Here is a 20680-nt window from a genome sequence, read left to right on the forward strand (position 1 = left end):
CTCATCGCCTTCGTGCATGTCCTGCCACCACGCCGATCAGGGTCGGCATCACCAGCAGCACCAACGGATATTGCAAGGCGAGCCCCGCAATGATCGCGATGGCGAGCGGTTGCTGGATGCCAGCACCCTGCCCCCAGGCCAGCGCGAGCGGCAACAGCGTGAGAATCGCGGCGAGCGTGGTCATGGTGATCGGTCGCAGGCGATCGCGGCTGGCCAGGCGCAAAGCCTGCAGCGGCGGCAGCTCGCGCGACAGCGTGACGTACTCGGACACGTAGAAGATCGCCATCTCCGTGCCCATGCCGATGATCATCGTCATGCCCATCATCGCGGTGATGTTGAGGTCCACGCCGCACAGCCATAGCGCGATGAACACCGCCGTGGCCGAGAACAACGAGCAACCCATCACCACCAGGGCCAGCCCGGCACGGCCGTAGAGAAACAGCAGCAGCACGAATTCCGCCACCAGCGCCATCAGAAACACCTTGCCCAGGCCGAGGAAGGCGATCTGTTGCTGCTGGTAGAGGCCGCCCAGTTCGTAGCGCGTATCGGCATCGAGCATGCCCGGCTGCGCGAGCAGTTTCTTGACGTCGGCCACGGCAGCGCCCATGCCGCGGCCGTCGATGCGCGCCGTCACCGCCGTCATCTGCTGCAGGTTTTCGCGGGAAATCTGCGGTTGCCCGTTTTCAGTCGCGATACTGGCGACGCGGCTCAATGGAAAGACATGTCCGTCGGGTGCGCGTACCGGCAAGGCGAGCAGCTGCGGCAGCCGCCACTGCATCGAGTCCGGCATGCGGATGCGCACGCCCACGCTCTTGGTGGCCTGCGGCAACTGCGTGGCCACCACGCCGGTCAGCGCGTTGTTGATCGCCTGCGTCACCGCCGCCACCGTCATGCCCTCGAGCGTGGCGCGGTCGGGATCGATCCGCACGTTCAAGGCATCGCCGGCCAGTTGCAGGCCATCCTTGATCTCCACCACGCCGGGGATATCGGCCAGCGCCTTGGCCACGCGTCGCGCCTGCGGCACCAGCGTGTCCGGATCGGCCGAATACAGCTTGATCTCGATCGGCTGCGGCACGGCGGTGAGATCGCCGATGAGATCTTCCATCAGCTGTGCGAGCTCCACCTCCACACCGGGCACCTCGTGCTCCACGTGTTCGCGCACGTCGCTCATCACGTCCTCGGTGGCACGCGCGTGATCGGGTTTCAGCCGCACGAAAAAGTCGCCGTGATACGACTGCCCCAGATCGCCGCCCAGCCCGGTGCCGAGACGGCGGGAGAACGTGTCCACTTCGGGCATCGCATGCAGGATGGCTTCGATCTGCGCGACCTGCCGCGCCGTTTCGGGCAAGGAGGTGCCGGGCTTGGTGTAGTAATCCATCACGAAGCCGCTTTCGTCCACCGAAGGCATGAAACCCGTGGTCACGTGCGTGTAAGCCACGCCGCCGATCACCAGCAGCGGCACGACGAACGCAAGCAGCCACGCCGGGCGGCGCGCGAACGCGTCGTACAGGCGCGCATGCGAACGCGACAGCCAGCTTTCGTGATCGAGCCCCGGATCATGCCAGTGTCGAAAGTCGATCCAGCGCCGCAACAGCGGCGGCACCACGAACGCGGTCACCAGCCACGAGACGGCCAGCGCACTGGCCATGGTAATCGAGAGCGCCTTGGAGAAGGCGCCGGTGACGCCGCTGAGCAGACCCAGCGGTACGAACACGATCAGCGTGGCGAGGCTTGATCCAGTCAGTGGTGCGAGGAACTCTCGCGCCGCTGGCAAAACGACGGCTTCGCCACCGCCATCCAGCGTGCCCGCTCGTCGCGCGACGTGTTCCACCATCACAATCACATCGTCGATCACCAGGCCGACGGCAGCCGCGATGCCGCCGAGCGTCATGATGTTGAAGCTCATGCCGAACACTTGCAGCAGCAACACCGTGACGGCCAGCGTCACCGGCACCACCAGCATCGCGATCAGGGTCACCCGCAGATTGCGCAGGAATACCAAGAGCACCACCGCGGCGAGCAGCAGGCCGATCAACACCGCATCGCGCACGCTATGGGCGGACTCCACCACCAGCTCGCTCTGGTCGTACCACGGCTTGAGCGTCACGCCCTTGGGCAGTCGATACGAGGCCAGCCGCGCGCGTACTTCGCTGGCGATCTGCACCGCATTGCCGTCCGGCTGCTCGAACACGTTGAACAGCACGGCAGGCTTGCCGTCCTCGCTCACCTTGATCCATTGCGGCACGTAGCCATCGCGCACCGTGGCGACATCCGACAATCGCACCCAGCCGTGCGCATCGTTTTTCACGATGATCTTGCGGATCGCTTCGATGTGTTGCAGCGAGTGATCGGCGACGACGAGATAAAGCTGATTGCGATCCTGCAGCCGACCGACGGCCTCCAGCTGGTTGGCGCCGCTCACGGCGGTGGCCAGGTCGTCCAGGCTCAGACCGTATTGCGCGAGCTTGCGCGGGTCGGCCTCCACCTGCACTTCGGCGGTTTCGCCGCCTTGCACGTCGACGCGCGCGAGACCCTCGACCGACGCCAGCAACGGCACGATCTGGTATTGCGCGAGATCACGCAGCGCAACCGGCGACATGCTGTCCGACTGCAGCGCATAGGAGATGATGGGAAACACCGTGGGATCCATGCGGCGCACGTTGTAGCTGGCGCCCGCGGGCAAACTCGGCAGCACGCGTGCAATGGCCGAATCCACCTGCAGAGTGGAGGCGATCATGTCGCGTCCCCAGCCGAAGTCGACCGAGATCTGTGCCGAACCGCGCGTGGTTTCCGATCGAAGACCGGCCACACCCGGCACCGTGCGGATCGCCTCTTCCACCGGCCGCGTCAGCAGCAGCGCGGTCTGGTCCGCCGGCCGGTCGCCGGCGTCGAGATCGATCACCACGCGCGGAAACGACACTTGCGGGAACAGCCCCACCGGCAGCGTGAGCGAACTGGCCAGACCCGCCAGCGCGAGTGCGAAAGCCACGATGACGATGGCACGCGCGTGCCGCGCCAAGAGTGTCGGCAAGCTCATGGCTTGGCCTGTTCCGTCGGCAGGCGCACGGCCATGCCGTCGTCCAGCTGCGTCGCGCCTTCAGTAACCAGCGGCAGCTTGGCGTCGAGTGCGCCGCTGGCGACGGTGATGCTGTCCGTCTCGCCCAGCACCTTGACCGGCACGCTCACCGCCTTGTGGTTCGCCACCTGGAAGACATGGCGATCCGCGTCGTCGCCCAGCACCGCATCACGCGGCAACAGCCAGCCTTGCCGTTGACCCACGATGATGTCGGCGCGGAAGCCCTCACCGCTGACCAGTGCGCCATCGGGCACGATCTCCACATTGAGTTGATGCGTGTGCGCATCCAACGCATGGGCCACGCGGCGCACCGTGCCGTGCATGGCGGCACCGCCATCGATGGGCGCAAGATCCGCCTTCGCGCCGACCTGCACGCGCGTCATCGCATCGCGCTCGACGCCGACCGTGACGACCATGCCGTCACCACGCTGCAGCGTGAGCAAGGCGGCACCCGCCTGCAGGTTGTCGCCCTGCGGTGCGTCGACCGTCACCACCGTGCCATCGAACGGCGCGGTGACATCCATGGTGGCGCTGCGGCCTTGTTGCTGCACCAGTGCATCGAGATTGGACTGCGCATCCTGCAAGGCCTTTTCGGCCTGCTCGAGCTGATCGCGGGTGGCGAGTTGCTGCGACAGCAGCTGCGCGGTATGGGCACGCTGCGCCTGGGCCAACTTCTGCGCCGTCAGCGCCTGTTGATAGGCCGCCACCGACGAGGGCGCCAGTGCGAAGGCAAGCAGGGACTGTCCACGCTTCACCGACTCACCCGCCGTGACGTTCCAGCGCGTCACGCGACCCGCGGCCTGCACGCTGATCACTTGCGCGGCATCGGCGGCCGGACCGGCGCTGCCGTAGGCGGTCACGGTATCGGCCACGCTGCCCTGCTTCAGCGGCACGGTGGTGACCGCGGCGCTCACGGCCGTTTCGTCCGGTGCTTCGCTGCTGGAGCAGGCGGCCAAAACAAACGCGGCCAGCGCCGCAGCGATCCATGGCTGTCGGTAACTCATGGGGCCATCACATCCTGTTCGAGAGAAGTCGGCATGCCGCGACCGACCAGCAATTCCAGTGCAGCCTGCTGTTCGAGCATGGCCTGCTCGGTCGCCAGTTGCGCCAATTGCCGGTTGAGGGCGGCCACGCGCAGATCGGTGACGTTGCGCAGGTCGATCAAGCCGGCTTGCGCCGCCTGGCCGGCCTCAGAGGCAGCGTGCACGGCGTCGTCGGTAGCGGGAGTAAGCGCCTGATGCTGCGCATCGAGCTGTGCGTATTGCGCCAGCAGCGCTTCGACGTCGTCGTGCGAAGTCGCCAGGCGCGTGGTGTATTCCTGGTGCAGCTGGTCGCGGGTGGCGCGGGCCATCGCCACGTTGTGCTGGTTGTGATCGAAGATCGGCAGCGTGAAGTTCACCGCGGGGCCGCCATTGCGCACCCGGCTATTGTCCTGCGAGGCGTCGTAGCCGATCGCCAGCGGCGGAAACTGCGCCAGCACGGCGGCGCGCAAGTTCGCTTCCTGGGCCTGATAGCCCAGCTGCAGAGCAACGAGGTCCGGCCGGCGACGACTCACGCTGTCGAACTGCGTGCGGATCGCCGCGGGGTCCACCTGGGCGGATGGCAAGTTTGTCGCCAGCGGCAGCACGACGCCCGGCTGCAGACCCAATAGCGCATGGAGCTGCTGTTGCTGGTCGAGCTGGCGGCGCTGCATGTCGCTCAGTGCGCTGCGTGCCTCGGCGGCAGCGGCGAGATCGGAAGCCACCGCCACGCGCTCGAGGTTGCCATCGCGGACGGCTTTGGCGATACGCGATTCGCGCTCCGCCTGGGCCTGCAGTGCCTGCGTCTGCAGCGCGATCTGCCGCTGGCCTTCGACCAGATCGATCACCAGCAGGCGCGCCTTGCCCACGGTCTGCCATTGCTCCCACAGCAGGCCGGCGTCGACTTCATCGGCGCTGGCTTTCGCCGCCTCGCGGCGGGGACGCAGGGTGATCAGCGAGGCGATGTCCTGGCTGATCGAGGCCGTCCAGGCCGTCGCGTCACCCGGACCCGACAGCAGATAGCCGATGCTGCCGCCGACGGTGGGATTGGGCAGCACGCCATCCTGCAGCCGCTGCGCCTGCGCCGCCTGGTGCCGGGCGCGCTGGGTCTTGAGGTCGGGATTATTGAGCAGCACCAGGCGCTCGACCGCGGCCATGTCCAGCGGCAGCGCGGCGGCGTCATAACCTTGCAGCTGCGACAGCGATGACGCGGAAGCGGCCTGTTCCGGCAGCGGCTTGGGCTGGCTGGTGGCGCAGCCCGCCAGGCACATGGCCAAGGCGATGGCCGCGAAGCTGCGATGCTTGGCAGACAGAGAAGACACCAACAATCCAGGCATGAGTAGGGAGTCCATACCCTAGCGAAACTGGCTTAGCGTTCACTTTGTAAGCGCCGCCAGGATCTCGCGGACTCAGGCGCGGCAGTCGCCCAGCGGCAGGCGGACGCAGACGCGCAGGCCGCGGCCATAGGGCGAATCGAGCAGCTGGATCGACGCATCGTGCAATTGCGCCGCCCGCTGCACGATGGAAAGTCCCAGCCCGTAGCCCTCGCCCTGACTGCCGGCCTCGCGGTGAAAGCGGGTGAAAACGGCCGCGCGGCGTTCCGGGGGAATACCCTCGCCATTGTCGATCACGTCGATCACGGCCTGGTCCTGCTCGCGCTGGATGCTGAGCCGCACCTGGCCGCCCAGCGGCACATGGCGCAGCGCGTTTTCCAGCAAATTGCGCAGCAGCGCGGCCAGCGCCACTTCGTGGCCGTGCACGATCAGCGTGCCATCGGCCAGGGCCACGTCCAGTTCCACATCGGAGTCGCCGATCAGCGATGAGAGTTCCTCGATGACATTGCGCGCGACCGCCAGCAGGTCGATATCGCTGTTCTGCTCGGCGCGCGAGCTCGCCTCCAGGCGCGCCAGCGACAGCAGCTGTTCCACCCGGCGCGCCAGCGCAGCGAGACTTTCGCGCGCGCCGGCCAGGGCCACGTCGGCTTCGCGCGTATCGCGGCTGGCCTCGGCGTTCTCCAGGTTGATCATGGTGGAGGCCAGCGGCGTGCGCAGTTCGTGCGCCACGTCGGCACTGAAGCGGCGCTCGCGCTCCAGCGCCTCCTCGAGCTGGGTGAACTGGCTGTTGAGTGCAGCGAGCACCGGCTCAAGTTCGCGCGGCGCGTCGGCGACGTCGAGCGTGTCGCGACTGCCCGGTTTGCGCGCGGCCAGTTTTTCCGCGAGCGCATCCAGCGGACGCAACCCGCGCCGCACGGCCCAGCCCACCAGCAAGGCCAGCACGGGGAGCGCGATCAGCGGCGGCAGGCCATGCTCGATCCACAGCGCAGTGCGGATGTCGGCACGGCTGTCATAGCGCTCGGCCGCACGCACGACCACGCCATCGGCGGTCGGCGGCAGGGTGAACAGGCGCCATCGATAATTGCCGTAGCGCAGATTCCTGAAACCGGGCTTGGCGGTGTCGGGCGGCGGCAAGGCAGTGAGATTGCCGGTCACCAGGAGCGGGCGATGGTCGCGGTCAAACACCTGGAAGCCGACTTCGGACTCATAGGTGTGGCCATGCAGCACCAGCTCCTGGGTGGAGCGCGCCGTGATCGGCACCACCACGCCTGCTTCGGCGTTGCGGCGTTGCAGGGCAGGCAGCCCGATCTCGCTGATCAAGGTCTGCAGCGTGCGCGCCGATTGCGCCAGGCGCCCATCGGAAAGCTCGTTCACTTCATTGGTGGTGCGACGCAGGCTGTAGATCGCCAAGGGCACCAGCACCACCGCGAGAACGCCGAGGACCAACCAGAGCAGACGTCCGCGCAAACTGCCGCGGCTCACTTGGGATCCTGCGGAATCATGTAACCGAAACCACGCACGTTGCGCACCGTCTCGAAGCTCAGCTTGCGGCGCAGCGAATGCACCAGTACTTCGAGTGCGTTGTTGCCCACCACGTGATCCAGTCCGTACAGGGAATTCTCCAGGCTCTCGCGCCGCACCAGGCGGCCGGCGCCTTCCATCAGCGCCTGCAGCAGCGCGAATTCGCGGCGGGTGAGGTCGACCGCCTCGCCGCGAAAGGTCACCTCTGAAGTGCCCACGTCCAGGCTCAGCGCACCCACTTCGATACGGTTCACCGACAGGCCGCGCATGCGGCGGGTGAGCGAGCGGATGCGTGCAGCCAGTTCTTCCACATGGAAGGGTTTGGTGAGGTAGTCGTCGGCGCCGGCATCCAGACCATCGACGCGCGCGGTGAGCCCGTCGCGCGCCGTCATCACCAGGACGGGCGTATCCACATGGGCGCGGCGCGCCTCCACCAGCACTTCGATACCGTCGCGACCGGGCAGGCCCAGATCAAGCAAGACCAGGTCGGCGGTGCGATCGCGCATGGCGTTGAGCGCCGAACGGCCGTCGCGCAGCCACGACACCGTATAGCTCAGCCGTTCCAGGGCGCGCTGGATCGCCGCTCCCAGCTGCGCGTCGTCCTCGACCAGAAGAATGTGCACGACCTGACGCTCCTTCGCCCTGCTGGCGATGTACGCCGGGATTATCGGTCATGCGCCTTAGGAAACACTTAAGCGACTGTCCCGCCTGATTTTTTCTCTGCCAGGTCAGACGCCTGCGGCTGGCCGCGAAGGCTCTCTAAGACAACGCTAAGGAAAGGGCCGGACGGCGTAGCCAAGCTGTCATGGGTCTTACGCAATGCCATCGCAACACTTGCGGGCTTACGCCACAGGGGGCCCCATGAAGAAGAAGCTGCTCGTCGCCGGAATCCTGCTCGCGCTGGTCGATACCGCCCACGCCGCCACGTTCGAGATCACCGCCGGACAAACCTCCAACACCGCACAGACCCTCGCCGCGGGCCAGACGGGCACCATCGACGCCACCGGCACGCTGTCGATCGGCGGCAGCACGGCGGTCGCCGTCACCGTGACCGGCAGCAGCACGATCACCAACAACGGCAGCCTGATCGATACGACCACCGGCCGCGCCATCCGCGACAACACCGGCAACCTCACGCTCACCGTCACCAACGGTGTGGGCGCGTTGATGCAGACGGCGGACAACGACGTCATCCAGATGAACAAGGCGAGCAGCAGCGTCGTGTTCTACAACTACGGCAAGTTGGTTTCGTCCAATGCGTCACTCGGTGGCGCCCAGGCGATCGACTTCAATGCGATCACCACCGGTAGCAATAAGCTGTACAACTACGCCAGCGGTGAAATCGACGCGTACGAAGCGGACGCCGTGCGTCCCGGCGTCAACGGCTTTGTCTACAACGACGGCCTGATCAAATCGACCAACGCAGCGGGCAGCACCGACGGCAGCGATGGCATCGATGCGCAGAGCAATAGCGGCATCACCATCGTCAATGCCACCACCGGTTCGGCCAGCGTGGCCGGCACCGGCACCATCGAAGGCGCGCGCCACGGCATTACCGGCGGCAACACGGATGTGACCACCAGCGGCGCGTACACCTTGTCGGTGACCAACAACCTCGGCGGCACCATCCAGGGCGACAACGGCTCGGGCATCAATATCGACGGCTTCAACGCCAACGAAGTGGTGACCGTGGTCAACCACGGCACGATCACCGGCAACGGCGTGAATGGCGACGGCGACGGTGTCGACGTGGATGGCCTGGTCAACATCACCAACACCGGCACGATCAAGTCGCTGCATGCGTACAACGACACCAGCGAAGGCGTGACCGTGGGCGGCGGCACCATCGTCAACTCCGGCACCATCGAAGGCGACAACTCGGCGACCAATGGCGACGGCACCGTCAACACCGGCACGGGCCGCGGCATCACCCTGGCCGGCCTGGACAAGGACCCGACCACCGACGCGTCGATTCCCACCCAGGGCATCTATGGGAATACCAGCGTCACCAATAGCGGACTGATCCGCGGCCAGAGCGACTCCGCCATCGCCGTGACCGGCGCTGCCAACGCCTTCACCGTCACCATCACCAACCTTGCCGGCGGCACGCTGGAAGGCGGCGGCACGGCAGCGGCGGTTTACACCGGCGGCAACAACGCCACCGTGATCAACTACGGCACCATCACGGCCGACAGCAGCAACCTGGCGGTGGATCTGGGCAGCGGCAACAGCAGCCTGCAGATCCTGGGCGGCTCGGCAGTGATCAACGGCAATATCAATGGCGGCACCGGCAGCAGCACGCTGACCATTGCGCCCGGCGCCGGCAACAGCTTCAGCTATGCCGGTTCCATCGCGAACTTTGCCAGCGTGATGATCGGCGCCGGCACCACCACGCTCAACGGCGCCAGTACGTACAGCGGCAACACCACGGTCAGCGGCGGCACCCTGGTGCTGGGCAACAGCAGCGCGATCGGCACCGGCACGCTGGTGGCCGCGGCGCCGACGCTGGTCTATCGCAACGGCATCAACCTCGCCAATGCGATCAGCCTGCAAGGTGCAACGACGCTCGATGTGGATGGAAGCGATGCGGCCACGCAGTCGGGCGTCATTGGTGGCAGCTTCGGCATTAACAAGACCGGCAGCGGCACGCTCACCCTCACCGGCGCGAACAGCTACAGCGGCGGCACCACCATCAGTGGCGGCACGCTGCTGGGCAGTACCGCCAGCCTGCAGGGCAATATCACCAACAACGCGGCGCTGGTGTTCGACCAGGCCAGCGACGGCATCTACAACGGCGTGCTGAGCGGCACGGGCTCGTTCACCAAGAGCGGCAGCGGCATGCTGGTGCTCGACGGCAAGAACAGTTTTGCCGGCACCACCACGGTGCAGGCCGGCACGCTGGAAGTTGGCGATGCGAGCAATGCGTCTGCGACGCTGGGCGGCAATGTGCAGGTGGCCGCGGGCGGTACCCTGCGCGGTCACGGCACCATCGTGGGCAATGTCACCAACAACGGCATGCTGCAGCCGGGTGGCTCGATCGGCACCCTCACCATCAACGGCAATTACACGCAGGCTGCCAACGGCGCGCTGGTGATCGATGCGGCGCCCACCGGCCAGGCCGACCTGCTCACCGTCAACGGCAAGGCCAGCATCGCCGGCAGCACGGTGGTGCTGGGTACGACGGGCAACTGGGCTTCGCGCACCGACTACACCATCCTCACCGCCACGCAGGGCATCACTGGGCAGTTTGCTTCGGCCAGCAGCAATCTCGCCTTCCTCACGCCCACGCTGGCCTATGGCGCCAACAGCGTGACGCTGTCGCTGGAGCGCAACGACGTAAGCTTCGCCGGTGTCGCACAGACGCCGAACGAACGCGCCACGGCCACGGCGGTCGAAGCGCTGGGCTGGAATAGCGCCCTGTACAACGCCGTGGTGATGGCTGACGCAGCAACGGCGCGCCATGCGTATGACCAGCTCTCCGGCGAGATCTACGCCAGCACACGCACCGCATTGATGGACGATAGCCGCTACGTGCGCGACGCGATCAACGATCACCTGCTTGGCCTCAACAACAGCGCCACCGGAACCAGTGCCACCAACGACAACGGCGTATCCGCCTGGACCGCCGGTTGGGGCCATTGGGGCAATCACGATGGCGACGGCAATGCCTCGCGCCTGCAAGCGAACGGCAGCGGCCTGCTGGTCGGTGCGGACATGTTGCTGGGTTCGCAGGCACGCATCGGTGCGGTGGCGGGTTTTGGCCAGAACAGCGCGAATGTCGATGCCTTGGGTTCGTCGTCGCACACCACCGGCACGCACCTGGGTGTATACGGCGGTTTGCATGCCGACGCCTTCCAGTTGCAGGGCGCGGTGGCGTATAGCTGGCAGACGGTGGACAGCCATCGCTCGGTGGCCTTCGACACCTTCAACGAACGCTACAACAGCGAGTACGACGGCAACACCGGGCAGGCCTATATCGACGCGAGCTACGCGTTCGGCACGCCGGCCGCGACGTTCTCGCCCTTCCTCAATGTGGCCTATGTGCGTCTGCACACGGATGCCGCCAGCGAAGGCGATGGCGCCGCGGCGCTGGACGCGAATGCGCAGACCGATTCGTCCACCTATGCCACGCTCGGCCTGCGCAGCGCGTTTGCGCTGGATGCCAGCGGCGGCCTGCGTGCGCACTTCAGCCTGGGTTGGCAGCACGCCTGGGGTGACACTGCCACCAGCAGCGCGTTGCGCTTTGCCAACGGCAACCTGGCCTACACCGTCGATGGCGTGCCGGTGGCTCGCAATGCGGCAGCCTTCACCGGCGGGCTGAGCTTCGCCTTGTCGCGTAACGTCACGGTGGATGCCAGCTACAACGGCCAGTTCGCCAGCCGGGCGAACGACCAGGCGGCCCGCATGAGCCTGACCTGGATGTTCTAAGCCACGCCGCACCGGGCCGTCTCAGGGATTGAGACGGCCTGCGGGTGCAATGCCATCCCCCGATGGAGCGCACCGATGAACGCCTTGCCTAACCCCATGGCCCAACGCGCGGTGCGCGGCGACGGTGCGCTGGCTGCACCCGTTTCCGGCGGCGACCAGCTCGCCCGGCGGCTTGCCAAACGTTACGGCGACCGCATCACCGGCTCGTTCGTCCTCCCGGGACGGGAGGGTCAATTCGCTCCGCTACCCGGCGACATGCCGCCAGCACTTGCCCAGGCGCTGCGAGCACGCGGTATCCATCAGCTCTATGCGCATCAAGCCCAGGCATGGAATGCCACCGCTGCGGGCGAGCATGTAGTGATTGCCACGCCCACCGCCTCGGGCAAATCGCTGTGCTACACCTTGCCGGTGATCAGCGCAGCGATCCGCCAGCGCGCCAAGGCGTTGTTCCTGTTTCCCACCAAGGCCCTGGCGCAGGATCAGGTGGCGGAGCTGCTGGAACTCAACCAGGCCGGCGACCTCGGCGTCAAAGCCTTCACCTTCGACGGCGACACGCCGGGCGATGCGCGCCAGGCGATCCGCCTGCATGGCGACATCGTGGTGAGCAATCCGGACATGCTGCATCAGGCGATCCTGCCGCATCACACCAAGTGGGCGCAGTTCTTCGAGAACCTGCGCTACATCGTGATCGATGAGGTGCATACCTATCGCGGCGTATTCGGCTCGCACGTGGCCAACGTGCTGCGCCGCCTGCAGCGCGTGTGTGCTTTCTACGGGGTGACGCCGCAGTTCATCCTGTGCTCGGCGACCATCGGCAATCCAGCGGAGCATGCGAGCGCGCTGATCGAACAACCAGTCACCGCGATTACCGAAAGCGGTGCTCCGGTGGGCGAGAAACATGTGCTGCTGTGGAACCCGCCGGTGGTCAATGCGGATCTGGGCCTGCGTGCCTCGGCGCGCTCGCAATCCAACCGCATTGCGCGCACAGCGATCCGGGCGGGACTGAAGACGCTGGTGTTCGCGCAGTCGCGGCTGATGGTGGAAGTGCTCACCAAGTATTTGAAGGACGTGTTCGACAGCGATCCGCGCAAGGCGCCGCGCATTCGCGCTTATCGCGGCGGCTATCTGCCCACCGAACGTCGCGCGGCGGAGCGTGAGATGCGGGCGGGACAGGTGGATGGCATCGTCAGCACCTCAGCGCTGGAACTGGGCGTGGATATCGGTGCGCTCGACGTGGTGGTGCTCAACGGCTATCCCGGCAGCGTCGCCGCCACCTGGCAGCGTTTCGGTCGCGCGGGTCGACGCCAGCAGGCCTCGCTCGGTGTGCTTGTCGCCAGCAGCGATCCGCTTGACCAGTATCTGGTGCGTCATCCGGAATTCTTCCAGGACGCCACGCCGGAACATGCGCGCATCGCCGCCGACCAGCCGCTGATCCTGCTCGATCACATCCGCTGCGCCGCCTTCGAGCTGCCCTTCCGCGACGGCGAGCTGTTCGGCCCGCAGGACGCCACGCCATGGCTGCAGGTGCTTGCCGAAGAAGGCGTGCTGCATCAGGAAGGCGAGCGCTTCGAATGGATCGCCGATAGTTACCCCGCCAACGCGGTGTCCTTGCGTTCGGTGGCCGACGGCAACTTCGTGGTGGTGGATCGTACCGATGGTCGCCAGACCATCGTGGCGGAGGTGGACTTCAGCGCGGCCTCGCTCACCTTGTACGAGGGCGCCATCCATATGATCCAGTCGGTGCCCTACCAGGTGGAGCGGCTGGACTGGAACGGCCGCAAGGCCTTCGTCACGCGTACCAACGTGGACTACTACACCGACGCCATCGACTACACCAAGCTCAAAGTGCTGGAGGCATTCGATGGCTCGCCGGCCGGCAATGGCAGTGCGCATCACGGCGAAGTGCATGTAGCGCGCCGCGTGGCGGGCTACAAGAAGATCCGCTATTACACCCACGAAAATATCGGCTACGGCCCGGTGAACCTGCCCGACCTTGAACTGCATACCACCGCCGTGTGGTGGCAGTTGCCGCAACGCGCGCTGGAACAGGCGTTCGATCATCGCCAGGAGGCGCTCGACGGTTTCCTAGCGGCGGCGCATGCCTTGCATATCGTGGCGACGGTGGCGGTGACGGCCGAAGCGCGCGACCTGCAGAAGGCCGTGGGTAGCGGCGACGGTGCGTGGTTCGCCACGCCGGACGCCAACGGTCGCGCGCAGCTTCGCTCGGGCTTCGGCGAGGGCGAGCCATCGATGAGCGGCCCCTTCGTGCCCACGCTGTATCTCTACGACGCCTTTCCTGGTGGCGTGGGACTCAGCGCACCGTTGTATGAGCGACGCGAAGATCTGGTGCGCCTCGCGCGCGAACTGGTGCGTCGTTGCGATTGCCGCGGCGGCTGTCCTGCCTGCGTTGGCCCGGTGCTGGCCGCGGACGAACAGAACGAGCGTTCGCTGAAATCGCTCGCTACGCGTGTGCTCGACCTGATCGTCGCCCTATGAGCGCGCTGGCCGATAAATTGCGCGGCCTGCGTCGCCAGGCCGGCGTGGTGCCGCCCGCACCCGCCGCCGTGGCTGTGCCGGCGAAGCCGCGTCCCGCGTTGCCGGACAACATCGCGCAGCTGCTCGGCATCCGCCAGCGCACGCAAGGCGCGGCCGCCACGCCACGACGCAAGGCAAGCATCGAACCCTCGTCGCTACCCGGGCAGACCATCGCACCCGGCCTGCAGCTGTGCGAAACGAGCAGCGCGTGGCCGCCCGAACCGCCTGCCTTCCATGCCGCGTTTGCGCGCGTCGACGAAGAGATCGCCGCGGAACGACTGGTGCTGTTCGACACGGAAACCACTGGACTGGCCGGCGGCACCGGCACACGCGCCTTCATGATCGGCGTGGGCGACTGGCATGAAGGCCGCTTTCGCGAACGCCAGCTGCTGATCACCACGCTGGCCGGCGAAGCGGCCATGCTCGATTGCTTCGCGTCGTGGCTGCGTCCGGATGCGGTGCTGGTGAGCTACAACGGCAAGTCGTACGACTCGCCCTTGCTCAAGACGCGCTTTCGCCTGCACCACCGTGCGTGTCCGCTCGAAGGATTGGCGCATATCGACCTGCTCCACCCCGTGCGGCGCCGCTGGCGCGGTGCCTGGGAGAACTGCCGCCTGGCCACCGCCGAGCGACAACTGCTGCAGGTCGTGCGCGAGGACGACCTGCCCGGCTCCGAAGCGCCGGCCGCGTGGCTGGGCTATTTGCGCGGCGGTTCGGCGCAGGCGCTGCATCGCGTGGCGCGGCACAACAGCCAGGATCTGCGCAGCCTGGGCGGCATCCTTCACCGCTTCGCGACACCCGACGAGGCAAACACGCAGGCATGAGGGGCGCGGTCGGCGGATCGACATGCTAGGTTTTCCCCGCGGGCTGCCAGCGGGCCCGGTGCGCCACACATCGTGATCCCACCGCAAGCCTGCCCCGGGGAGCTGCGAGCATGCTGAGAGATTTCACCCAGACCGCCCTGCTGCTCATCACGGGCCTGTTCCCGATCATCAACCCGATCGGCTCGGCCTTCATCGTGTTGAGCATGGTGCCCAACACTACGGCTGCCGAACGCACCGAACTGGCCTGGCGCGTCACCACCAACAGCTTCGCCATCCTGCTGGTGTCGCTGCTGATGGGCGCCTACGTGCTCACCTTCTTCGGCATTTCCATTCCGGTGCTGCGCGTGGCGGGCGGCATGATCATCGCGGTGGCGGGCTGGAACCTGCTGCAAAAGCCCGACGATGACGATGCCGCCAACGAGAAGGCGCAGGAAGTGAACCCCGGCTCGCGCAGCGGATCGCTGGCCGCCAAGACCTTCTACCCGCTGACCCTGCCCTTGATGGTGGGTCCGGGCTCCATCTCGGTGGCCATCGCGCTTGGTACCAGCTCGCCGAAGGATGGCTTGTCGGCCGTCCACTTCCTCGGCGTCGCCGCTGCGCTGGTGGTCTTATGCGCCAGCATCTACATCTGCATGCGCTTCGCCGACACGCTGGAGCGATGGCTGGGCTCCGGCGGCACCAAGATCGTGATGCGCCTGTTTGCGCTGGTCACCTTCTGCATCGGCATGCAGCTGTTGTGGGTGGGGTTGTCGGACCTGCTGGCATCGGTGAAGTGGCGCTAGCGTTGCGCAAGCACCTTATAGCGACGTGGTCAGGCGAGTCAGCCAATCCGGGCTGACCGAAAGCACCAGTGCTTCGAAGCGGCGGTCCAGGCCGCTGATCACCAGCACGCCGATCACCACGAAGCAGGCACCCAGCAGCGATTTGGCCACGCTGCCCGCCGACATCAGTGAGCCGCGCATGCGTGTCATGGCGGCGCCTGACACCGTGCTCAGCGCCAGCAGTGGCAGTCCGGCGCCGAGGCCAAACACCAGCATCAACAGCGCGATCTGCACCAGATGCGTGCCCTGTGCCGCCAGCGTGGTCGCCGCACCCAGGGTCGGCCCCACGCAAGGACTCCACACCAGTCCCAGCAGCAAGCCGATCAGGAACTGGCTGAAGCCGCCTTCGCCACGCACCGAACCCAGCGCCTGCTGACTTCGGTTGCCCAGCTGCGCGGTGATACGCGCAAACGTACGCTGCAGCGGCGGCAACAGCATCACCAGGCCGAACACCACCATCAGCACCGCGGCCGCAACGCGCAAGGTGCCAGCCTCCAGGCCGATCGAAGCACCGAGCGTGGCGAGCAGGGTTCCGGTCAACGCGAACGAAAGACTCAAGCCCAATGCCAGCGCCGCGACGCCCCACCGATGCCGGGACAGCGCCGATGCGATCAGGATCGGCAGGATGGGGAGCACACACGGCGACAACAGCGTCGCCATGCCGGCCAGGAAACCCAGCACATAAGTGCCCAGACCAAAATCCATCAGAGCGCCTGCTCAAGCACCGCGCGAATGGCAGGCTCTGTCGTCTGGCCAGTGGAGCGCGTTACCTCGTGGCCCTGCTTGAAAACCACGAACGTCGATTGCTGCGTGACTTTGAGCGATTTCTCCAGCGCCGTTTCCTTGTCAAAGTCCGCTACGTAGATGGTCACATCCTTTAGCCGTGGTTCCTTTGACAGGCGATCCACGATGGGTTGCTGCGCGCGACAGGTCGGACACCAGTCGGCGTGCAGGTACACCACGACGGGCTTGCCCGCGGCCAGCGTCCGCACATAGGACGCCTGGTCGAAAGGCACTTCGGCGGCGGCTGTGGTGCCGGCCAGCGCCAGCAACAGCGTGCCGAACATCCATCGGTGAAACTTGGTTTTCATGATCACGAAGACTCCTGTGCCCCACCGTCAGTCGATGACAGGGATGGCCATGCGCGCTGACGGTGTCGCCTCGGATGCGGTGCGAATTCCCAGCGCCCGCGCCAGCAGCGTGTCGAGGCTGGCCTTGCCCGGGCCGCTGATCAGCAGCCAGAAGAAGATCAGGCTGTAGACGATCTCGTCGGCTTCCACGAAGTCATCCAGGCCCGTGAGGTTGGCCGATACGACCAGCACCACGGCCACCGCCATGTTGATGAGCATGGGGATGCACACCAGGCGGGTGAACAGGCCGAGCATGATCAGCAGGCCGCCGAGCAATTCCGTCCACGCGGACAGTACCGCGCTGAACGCCGGGAAGGGAATGCCCCAGCCGACGAAGCGCTGGGTGAAGCCATCGAGGTTGTGCACCTTGGCGATGCCGGTTTCCAGCCAGAAGTAACCGAATACCACGCGCACCACCAAGGGCCCGAGCCATTCGATGCGCTGTAGCCATGCGAGCAGTTGCGTTGCCTTGTCGGCGAGGTAGGGGCGCATGACGTCAGCTTCCGGGGATTGAGGTGCGGGCATCATGCGAAGCGCTGGCGATCGCCGCCATGGCTGGTCGTCCATGCTTTCTTGCCCGCCGTCCGGTCCTGCGCGACACCTCCATCGCCGGACGATCGGGCACAAAAGGGAGACGCGTGGGGACAGCGCGCGGCTGGCCGTCTGTCGAGAATGCTGAAGTCGGCAGTGCTTGGCCATGGTGTCCGGGCCCGACGTTGTCCATCCAAGCCGCCAGCAAGCGGCCGTCCACCTGTCAGGAGTGTTTCCATGAAGACCAACAAGCTCAACGGCGCCGCCATGGCGATGATGGTTGCCGGCCTGTTCGCCGTCACCACGATGTCCGCTTCGGCGGCCGAGAAGACCGACGGCAGCAAGTCGGCCGATACCGCCAGCGTGAAGTGCATGAACTCGTCGTCCTGCAAGGGCCATGGCGCCTGCAAGCAGGCCAGCAATGCCTGCAAGGGCCAGAACGCCTGCAAGGGCCAGGGCTTCACCATGCAGAAGAGCCAGCAGGAATGTGACGCCGCCCAGGCAGCCGCCAAGGCCTCCTGAGCTTGATCGCGGGGCTTTCGGCCCGCTCGAAAGCCCCGCGCTTTTTATCGCGAGAAACGCCATGCCCACTTCCCGCCAGCTGCCTTATCTGGGCTTCGGTCTCGGCCTGCGCGTCGATCACTACGAAACGCTGATCGACGAACCGTCCAACGTCCAGTGGCTGGAGATCGTTTCGGAAAACTATCTGGTTCCCGGAGGCCGGCCGCTGCGCTGGCTGGAGCGTTTTTGCGAGCGTTTCCCGCTGGTGATGCACGGCGTGTCGATGTCCATCGGCGGCACCGATCCACTCGACATGGCTTATCTCGACCAGCTTGCGGCCTTGGCGCGACACGTCGAACCTGCCTGGATCTCCGATCATCTGTGCTGGACCGGCGTGCACGGGGTCAACCTGCACGACCTGATGCCGCTGCCATACACCGAGGAAGCGCTGGTGCATGTGGTGGACCGCGTGCGCCGCGTGCAGGACAAGCTGGGGCGGCGCATCCTGCTGGAGAACGTGTCGAGCTACATCAGCTTTGCGCAGTCGCAGTTGACCGAGTGGGAGTTTCTCGCCGCCGTCGCCGAGCGTGCCGATTGCCTCATCCTGCTCGACATCAACAATGTGCACGTGAGCGCGCACAACCATGGGTTTGCCGCGCTGGACTATCTCGACGGCCTGCCGCCTGCACGCGTGCAGCAATTCCATCTGGCCGGCCACGAGCACGGCGGCGAGTTGTTGATCGACACGCATGATGCACCCGTGGTCGATGCCGTGTGGGATCTCTACGTGGAGGCCGTGCGGCGCTTCGGTCGCGTGTCGACCATGATCGAGCGCGACGACCACATTCCTCCGCTCGCCGAGCTGCTGGTGGAACTCGACCATGCCAGGTCGCTGGCCGACGCGCTGATGCAGGAAGCCGCGTGAGCGATCTGCGCGCCCTGCAGCTGCAACTGGCCGATGCGATGCTGGCGGGCGGCACGCCCTTGCCCGGCTCGTTGCGCGGTGACGACAGGGCCGACGAGTCGAGCCGGCTCGCCATCTACCAGCATGGCTATCGCATGCGTCTGCGCGAGGCGCTGGCAACGGAGTTTCCCGGTCTGGCCCTGCTGTCCGGGCGACGCTTCGCCGGGCTGCTGGACGACTACGTGGCCGCGCATCCCTCCACGCACTTCAATATTCGCTGGCATGGCGCAGGCCTCGCCGGGTTTCTCACCCGCACGGCGCCATGGCGTGACCGGCCCGAACTGGCCGAGATGGCGCGACTGGACTGGGGCATTTCCACCGCGTTCGACGCAGCCGACCATGGCACGGTCAGCGCCGCCGAACTGGCGGGCATCGCGCCCGAGGGATGGGCGGCATTGCGGCTGCATCCTCTGCCGCACGCGCATCTGCTGCGCAGTACCTGCAATATCGATGCGTTCCGGCGTGCGGCCGACCGGGGCGAGCCTCGTCCGGCGTTGCGGCGTTGGCGCCGGCCACGTCATCTGCTGGTATGGCGGCCGGCGCTGGACGTGCGCTACCGGCAGGTTGAAACGCGCGAATTGCCTGCACTGCTCGGCGCCCTCCATGGCGACACCTTTGCGCAACTGTGCGAACGCCTCGCCCAGCGTCATGGCGATTCAGACCTGCCCCGCATGGCCGCCCTGCTGGCGCAGTGGCTGGGCGATGGGCTGATCGGACAGCTGGCCCTGCCAGGAGGATCAGCCCTCTAAGCGGTCATCCAATCGGCGATGTAACCGGCAGCCTACCGGCGGCGAAGTCCTTGATGAGACCCGCCGGAAGGAACCCCATGTCCATCGAACCGAATCCGTCGCTACCCGCCGGCCCGCGCCCGCGACTGGTGGAACCGGCGTTGGAGTCCCTGCTCAACCGGTCGATGCTGCAGGTGCAGGTGGTCGCCGAGCTGCATCGTTGCGGTTCGTGGTTTGCGGATGCACCGCGCTATGAGTGCGGCTTGTTCCATCTGGTGGGCACCGGCCGCTGCCAGGTGGAAAGCGAGGAACTCGGCGGCGCGGTGACGCTTGAAACCGGCGACCTGGTGATCTTTCCGCACGGTGCGCCGCATCGGCTCAGCGGCATCGGCGGTGACGGGGACGGGGACGGGGACGACATGCTGCAGACCAGCCTGATCTGCGGCGAGTTCCGCTTCACCGGCAGTTCCCAGCATCCGCTCAATCTGGCCTTGCCCGCCTGCATGGTCATCCATGCCGCCGACGCCAGCGCTCCGTTCCGACAGCTGGCTTCGACCATGGCGCAGGTGGTGCACGCCGACTGCGCCGGCCGCCTTGTGCTGCTCAACAAGCTGGCCGATGCGTTGTTCACGCTGGCGATCTGCGATTACTCCCGCACCACGGAAGAACGCCAGGGCCTGTTTGCCTCACTGGCCGATCCGCGTATTTCCCGCGTGCTGCAGGCCGTACACGACCATCCCGGCAAGGCCTGGACCATGCAATCGATGGCCGCCCTGGCCTGCATGTCCCGTTCCGCGTTTGCCGAGCGCTTCACCCAGCTGATGCGGCAGCCGCCGATCCAATATGTCACGCAGTGGCGCGTCAGCGTGGCCGAGCAGTTGTTGCGCGACCGCCAGCAATCGGTGGCGGGCATCGCCCAGCAATTGGGCTATAGCAGCGAAGCGGCCTTTCGCCGCCTGTTCAAGCGTGTGAGCGGCCGATGTCCCGGCCGTGTGCGCGGCGAAGGCGTGCACGCTGCTGCGTTGAATTGAGTGCGACTCAGCGCGAGGGCGGCATGCACTTGCGCCCAGAACATCGAATGGGGGTTCACTGGTTTCTCGCATGCCTCGGCCGGCTTGAAGTCCTGCATGGCGAGTCTGTAGAACGCCAGCAGCACGGTCTTGGGGTCTTTGCCGGCATCCGCCGCGGACAGCGGGCGGACGACCAGCAGGCACAGCAGCAAGGACAGCCAACGCTTCATCGCAGTTCCCCTATCGATGGAACGGTCA

General features: G+C 66.3%; 16 protein-coding genes. 8 read left to right on the forward strand and 8 right to left on the reverse strand.

Annotated elements, in window-relative coordinates:
- Position 1: 1 nt before the first annotated feature.
- The 5 genes from AB4Y82_RS14600 to AB4Y82_RS14620 form a co-directional block, all read right to left on the reverse strand.
- Positions 2–3037 (reverse strand): efflux RND transporter permease subunit, encoded by a 3036-nt coding sequence (locus AB4Y82_RS14600; RefSeq protein WP_441602860.1) that lies wholly within the window; start codon positions 3035–3037, stop codon positions 2–4.
- Positions 3034–4080 (reverse strand): efflux RND transporter periplasmic adaptor subunit, encoded by a 1047-nt coding sequence (locus tag AB4Y82_RS14605; RefSeq protein ID WP_441602859.1) that lies wholly within the window; start codon positions 4078–4080, stop codon positions 3034–3036. The genes AB4Y82_RS14600 and AB4Y82_RS14605 overlap by 4 nt, the downstream gene beginning before the upstream one ends.
- Positions 4077–5417 (reverse strand): TolC family protein, encoded by a 1341-nt coding sequence (locus AB4Y82_RS14610; protein WP_441602858.1) that lies wholly within the window; start codon positions 5415–5417, stop codon positions 4077–4079. Before AB4Y82_RS14610 ends, AB4Y82_RS14605 begins: the two co-directional genes overlap by 4 nt.
- Before the next feature lie 87 nt (positions 5418–5504).
- Entirely contained in the window at positions 5505–6911 is a 1407-nt protein-coding gene (locus tag AB4Y82_RS14615) for an ATP-binding protein (protein WP_441602857.1), read from the reverse strand.
- The gene (locus tag AB4Y82_RS14620; protein ID WP_441611431.1) at positions 6908–7573 is read right to left on the reverse strand and encodes a response regulator; all 666 of its coding nucleotides are present in this window, start codon (positions 7571–7573) and stop codon (positions 6908–6910) included. The genes AB4Y82_RS14615 and AB4Y82_RS14620 overlap by 4 nt, the downstream gene beginning before the upstream one ends.
- A 238-nt stretch (positions 7574–7811) precedes the next feature.
- On the opposite strand from AB4Y82_RS14620, the gene AB4Y82_RS14625 reads away from it, so the two are divergent.
- From AB4Y82_RS14625 to AB4Y82_RS14640, 4 genes are all read left to right on the forward strand, one after another.
- Positions 7812–11378, forward strand: a complete 3567-nt coding sequence (locus tag AB4Y82_RS14625; protein WP_441611433.1) for an autotransporter domain-containing protein — start codon at positions 7812–7814, stop codon at positions 11376–11378.
- 75 nt (positions 11379–11453) lie between these two features.
- Complete coding sequence (locus AB4Y82_RS14630) at positions 11454–13874, forward strand: DEAD/DEAH box helicase (RefSeq protein ID WP_441602854.1); 2421 nt, start codon at positions 11454–11456, stop codon at positions 13872–13874.
- Complete coding sequence (locus tag AB4Y82_RS14635) at positions 13871–14737, forward strand: ribonuclease H-like domain-containing protein (RefSeq protein ID WP_441602853.1); 867 nt, start codon at positions 13871–13873, stop codon at positions 14735–14737. Before AB4Y82_RS14630 ends, AB4Y82_RS14635 begins: the two co-directional genes overlap by 4 nt.
- A gap of 110 nt (positions 14738–14847) precedes the next feature.
- Entirely contained in the window at positions 14848–15519 is a 672-nt protein-coding gene (locus AB4Y82_RS14640) for a MarC family protein (RefSeq protein ID WP_441602852.1), read from the forward strand.
- Between the two features lie 15 nt (positions 15520–15534).
- Here AB4Y82_RS14640 and AB4Y82_RS14645 read toward each other — a convergent pair whose 3' ends face one another.
- The 3 genes from AB4Y82_RS14645 to AB4Y82_RS14655 are packed head-to-tail and all read right to left on the reverse strand — an operon-like array spanning position 15535 to position 17180.
- Positions 15535–16263: a cytochrome c biogenesis CcdA family protein gene (locus tag AB4Y82_RS14645; protein ID WP_441602851.1), complete on the reverse strand. Its 729-nt coding sequence runs from the start codon at positions 16261–16263 to the stop codon at positions 15535–15537.
- On the reverse strand, positions 16263–16649 hold the full coding sequence (locus AB4Y82_RS14650) for a thioredoxin family protein (RefSeq protein WP_441602850.1): 387 nt from the start codon (positions 16647–16649) through the stop codon (positions 16263–16265). Before AB4Y82_RS14650 ends, AB4Y82_RS14645 begins: the two co-directional genes overlap by 1 nt.
- A 27-nt stretch (positions 16650–16676) precedes the next feature.
- On the reverse strand, positions 16677–17180 hold the full coding sequence (locus tag AB4Y82_RS14655) for a DoxX family protein (RefSeq protein ID WP_441602849.1): 504 nt from the start codon (positions 17178–17180) through the stop codon (positions 16677–16679).
- Between the two features lie 276 nt (positions 17181–17456).
- On the opposite strand from AB4Y82_RS14655, the gene bufA2 reads away from it, so the two are divergent.
- From bufA2 to AB4Y82_RS14675, 4 genes are all read left to right on the forward strand, one after another.
- Positions 17457–17741 (forward strand): BufA2 family periplasmic bufferin-type metallophore, encoded by a 285-nt coding sequence (gene bufA2, locus AB4Y82_RS14660; protein ID WP_441602848.1) that lies wholly within the window; start codon positions 17457–17459, stop codon positions 17739–17741.
- A 61-nt stretch (positions 17742–17802) separates the two neighbouring features.
- Complete coding sequence (gene bufB / locus AB4Y82_RS14665; RefSeq protein ID WP_441602847.1) at positions 17803–18645, forward strand: MNIO family bufferin maturase; 843 nt, start codon at positions 17803–17805, stop codon at positions 18643–18645.
- Complete coding sequence (locus tag AB4Y82_RS14670; protein ID WP_441602846.1) at positions 18642–19433, forward strand: HvfC/BufC family peptide modification chaperone; 792 nt, start codon at positions 18642–18644, stop codon at positions 19431–19433. Before bufB ends, AB4Y82_RS14670 begins: the two co-directional genes overlap by 4 nt.
- Before the next feature lie 77 nt (positions 19434–19510).
- Positions 19511–20443, forward strand: coding sequence for an AraC family transcriptional regulator (locus AB4Y82_RS14675; protein WP_441611435.1), 933 nt, complete (start codon positions 19511–19513; stop codon positions 20441–20443).
- Positions 20444–20680: the final 237 nt, after the last annotated feature.

Source organism: Dyella sp. 2YAF14, from assembly GCF_052114725.1.
GTDB lineage: Bacteria > Pseudomonadota > Gammaproteobacteria > Xanthomonadales > Rhodanobacteraceae > Dyella.

Bases quoted from the DNA above. Each gene is read 5' to 3' on its own strand.
- AB4Y82_RS14625 (WP_441611433.1), top strand. From the start codon at position 7,812: ATGAAGAAGAAGCTGCTCGTCGCCGGAATCCTGCTCGCGCTGGTCGAT.
- AB4Y82_RS14640 (WP_441602852.1), top strand. From the start codon at position 14,848: ATGCTGAGAGATTTCACCCAGACCGCCCTGCTGCTCATCACGGGCCTG.
- bufB (WP_441602847.1), top strand. From the start codon at position 17,803: ATGCCCACTTCCCGCCAGCTGCCTTATCTGGGCTTCGGTCTCGGCCTG.
- AB4Y82_RS14635 (WP_441602853.1), top strand. From the start codon at position 13,871: ATGAGCGCGCTGGCCGATAAATTGCGCGGCCTGCGTCGCCAGGCCGGC.
- AB4Y82_RS14650 (WP_441602850.1), bottom strand. From the start codon at position 16,649: ATGAAAACCAAGTTTCACCGATGGATGTTCGGCACGCTGTTGCTGGCG.
- AB4Y82_RS14675 (WP_441611435.1), top strand. From the start codon at position 19,511: ATGTCCATCGAACCGAATCCGTCGCTACCCGCCGGCCCGCGCCCGCGA.
- bufA2 (WP_441602848.1), top strand. From the start codon at position 17,457: ATGAAGACCAACAAGCTCAACGGCGCCGCCATGGCGATGATGGTTGCC.
- AB4Y82_RS14630 (WP_441602854.1), top strand. From the start codon at position 11,454: ATGAACGCCTTGCCTAACCCCATGGCCCAACGCGCGGTGCGCGGCGAC.
- AB4Y82_RS14655 (WP_441602849.1), bottom strand. From the start codon at position 17,180: ATGCGCCCCTACCTCGCCGACAAGGCAACGCAACTGCTCGCATGGCTA.
- AB4Y82_RS14600 (WP_441602860.1), bottom strand. From the start codon at position 3,037: ATGAGCTTGCCGACACTCTTGGCGCGGCACGCGCGTGCCATCGTCATC.
- AB4Y82_RS14645 (WP_441602851.1), bottom strand. From the start codon at position 16,263: ATGGATTTTGGTCTGGGCACTTATGTGCTGGGTTTCCTGGCCGGCATG.
- AB4Y82_RS14605 (WP_441602859.1), bottom strand. From the start codon at position 4,080: ATGAGTTACCGACAGCCATGGATCGCTGCGGCGCTGGCCGCGTTTGTT.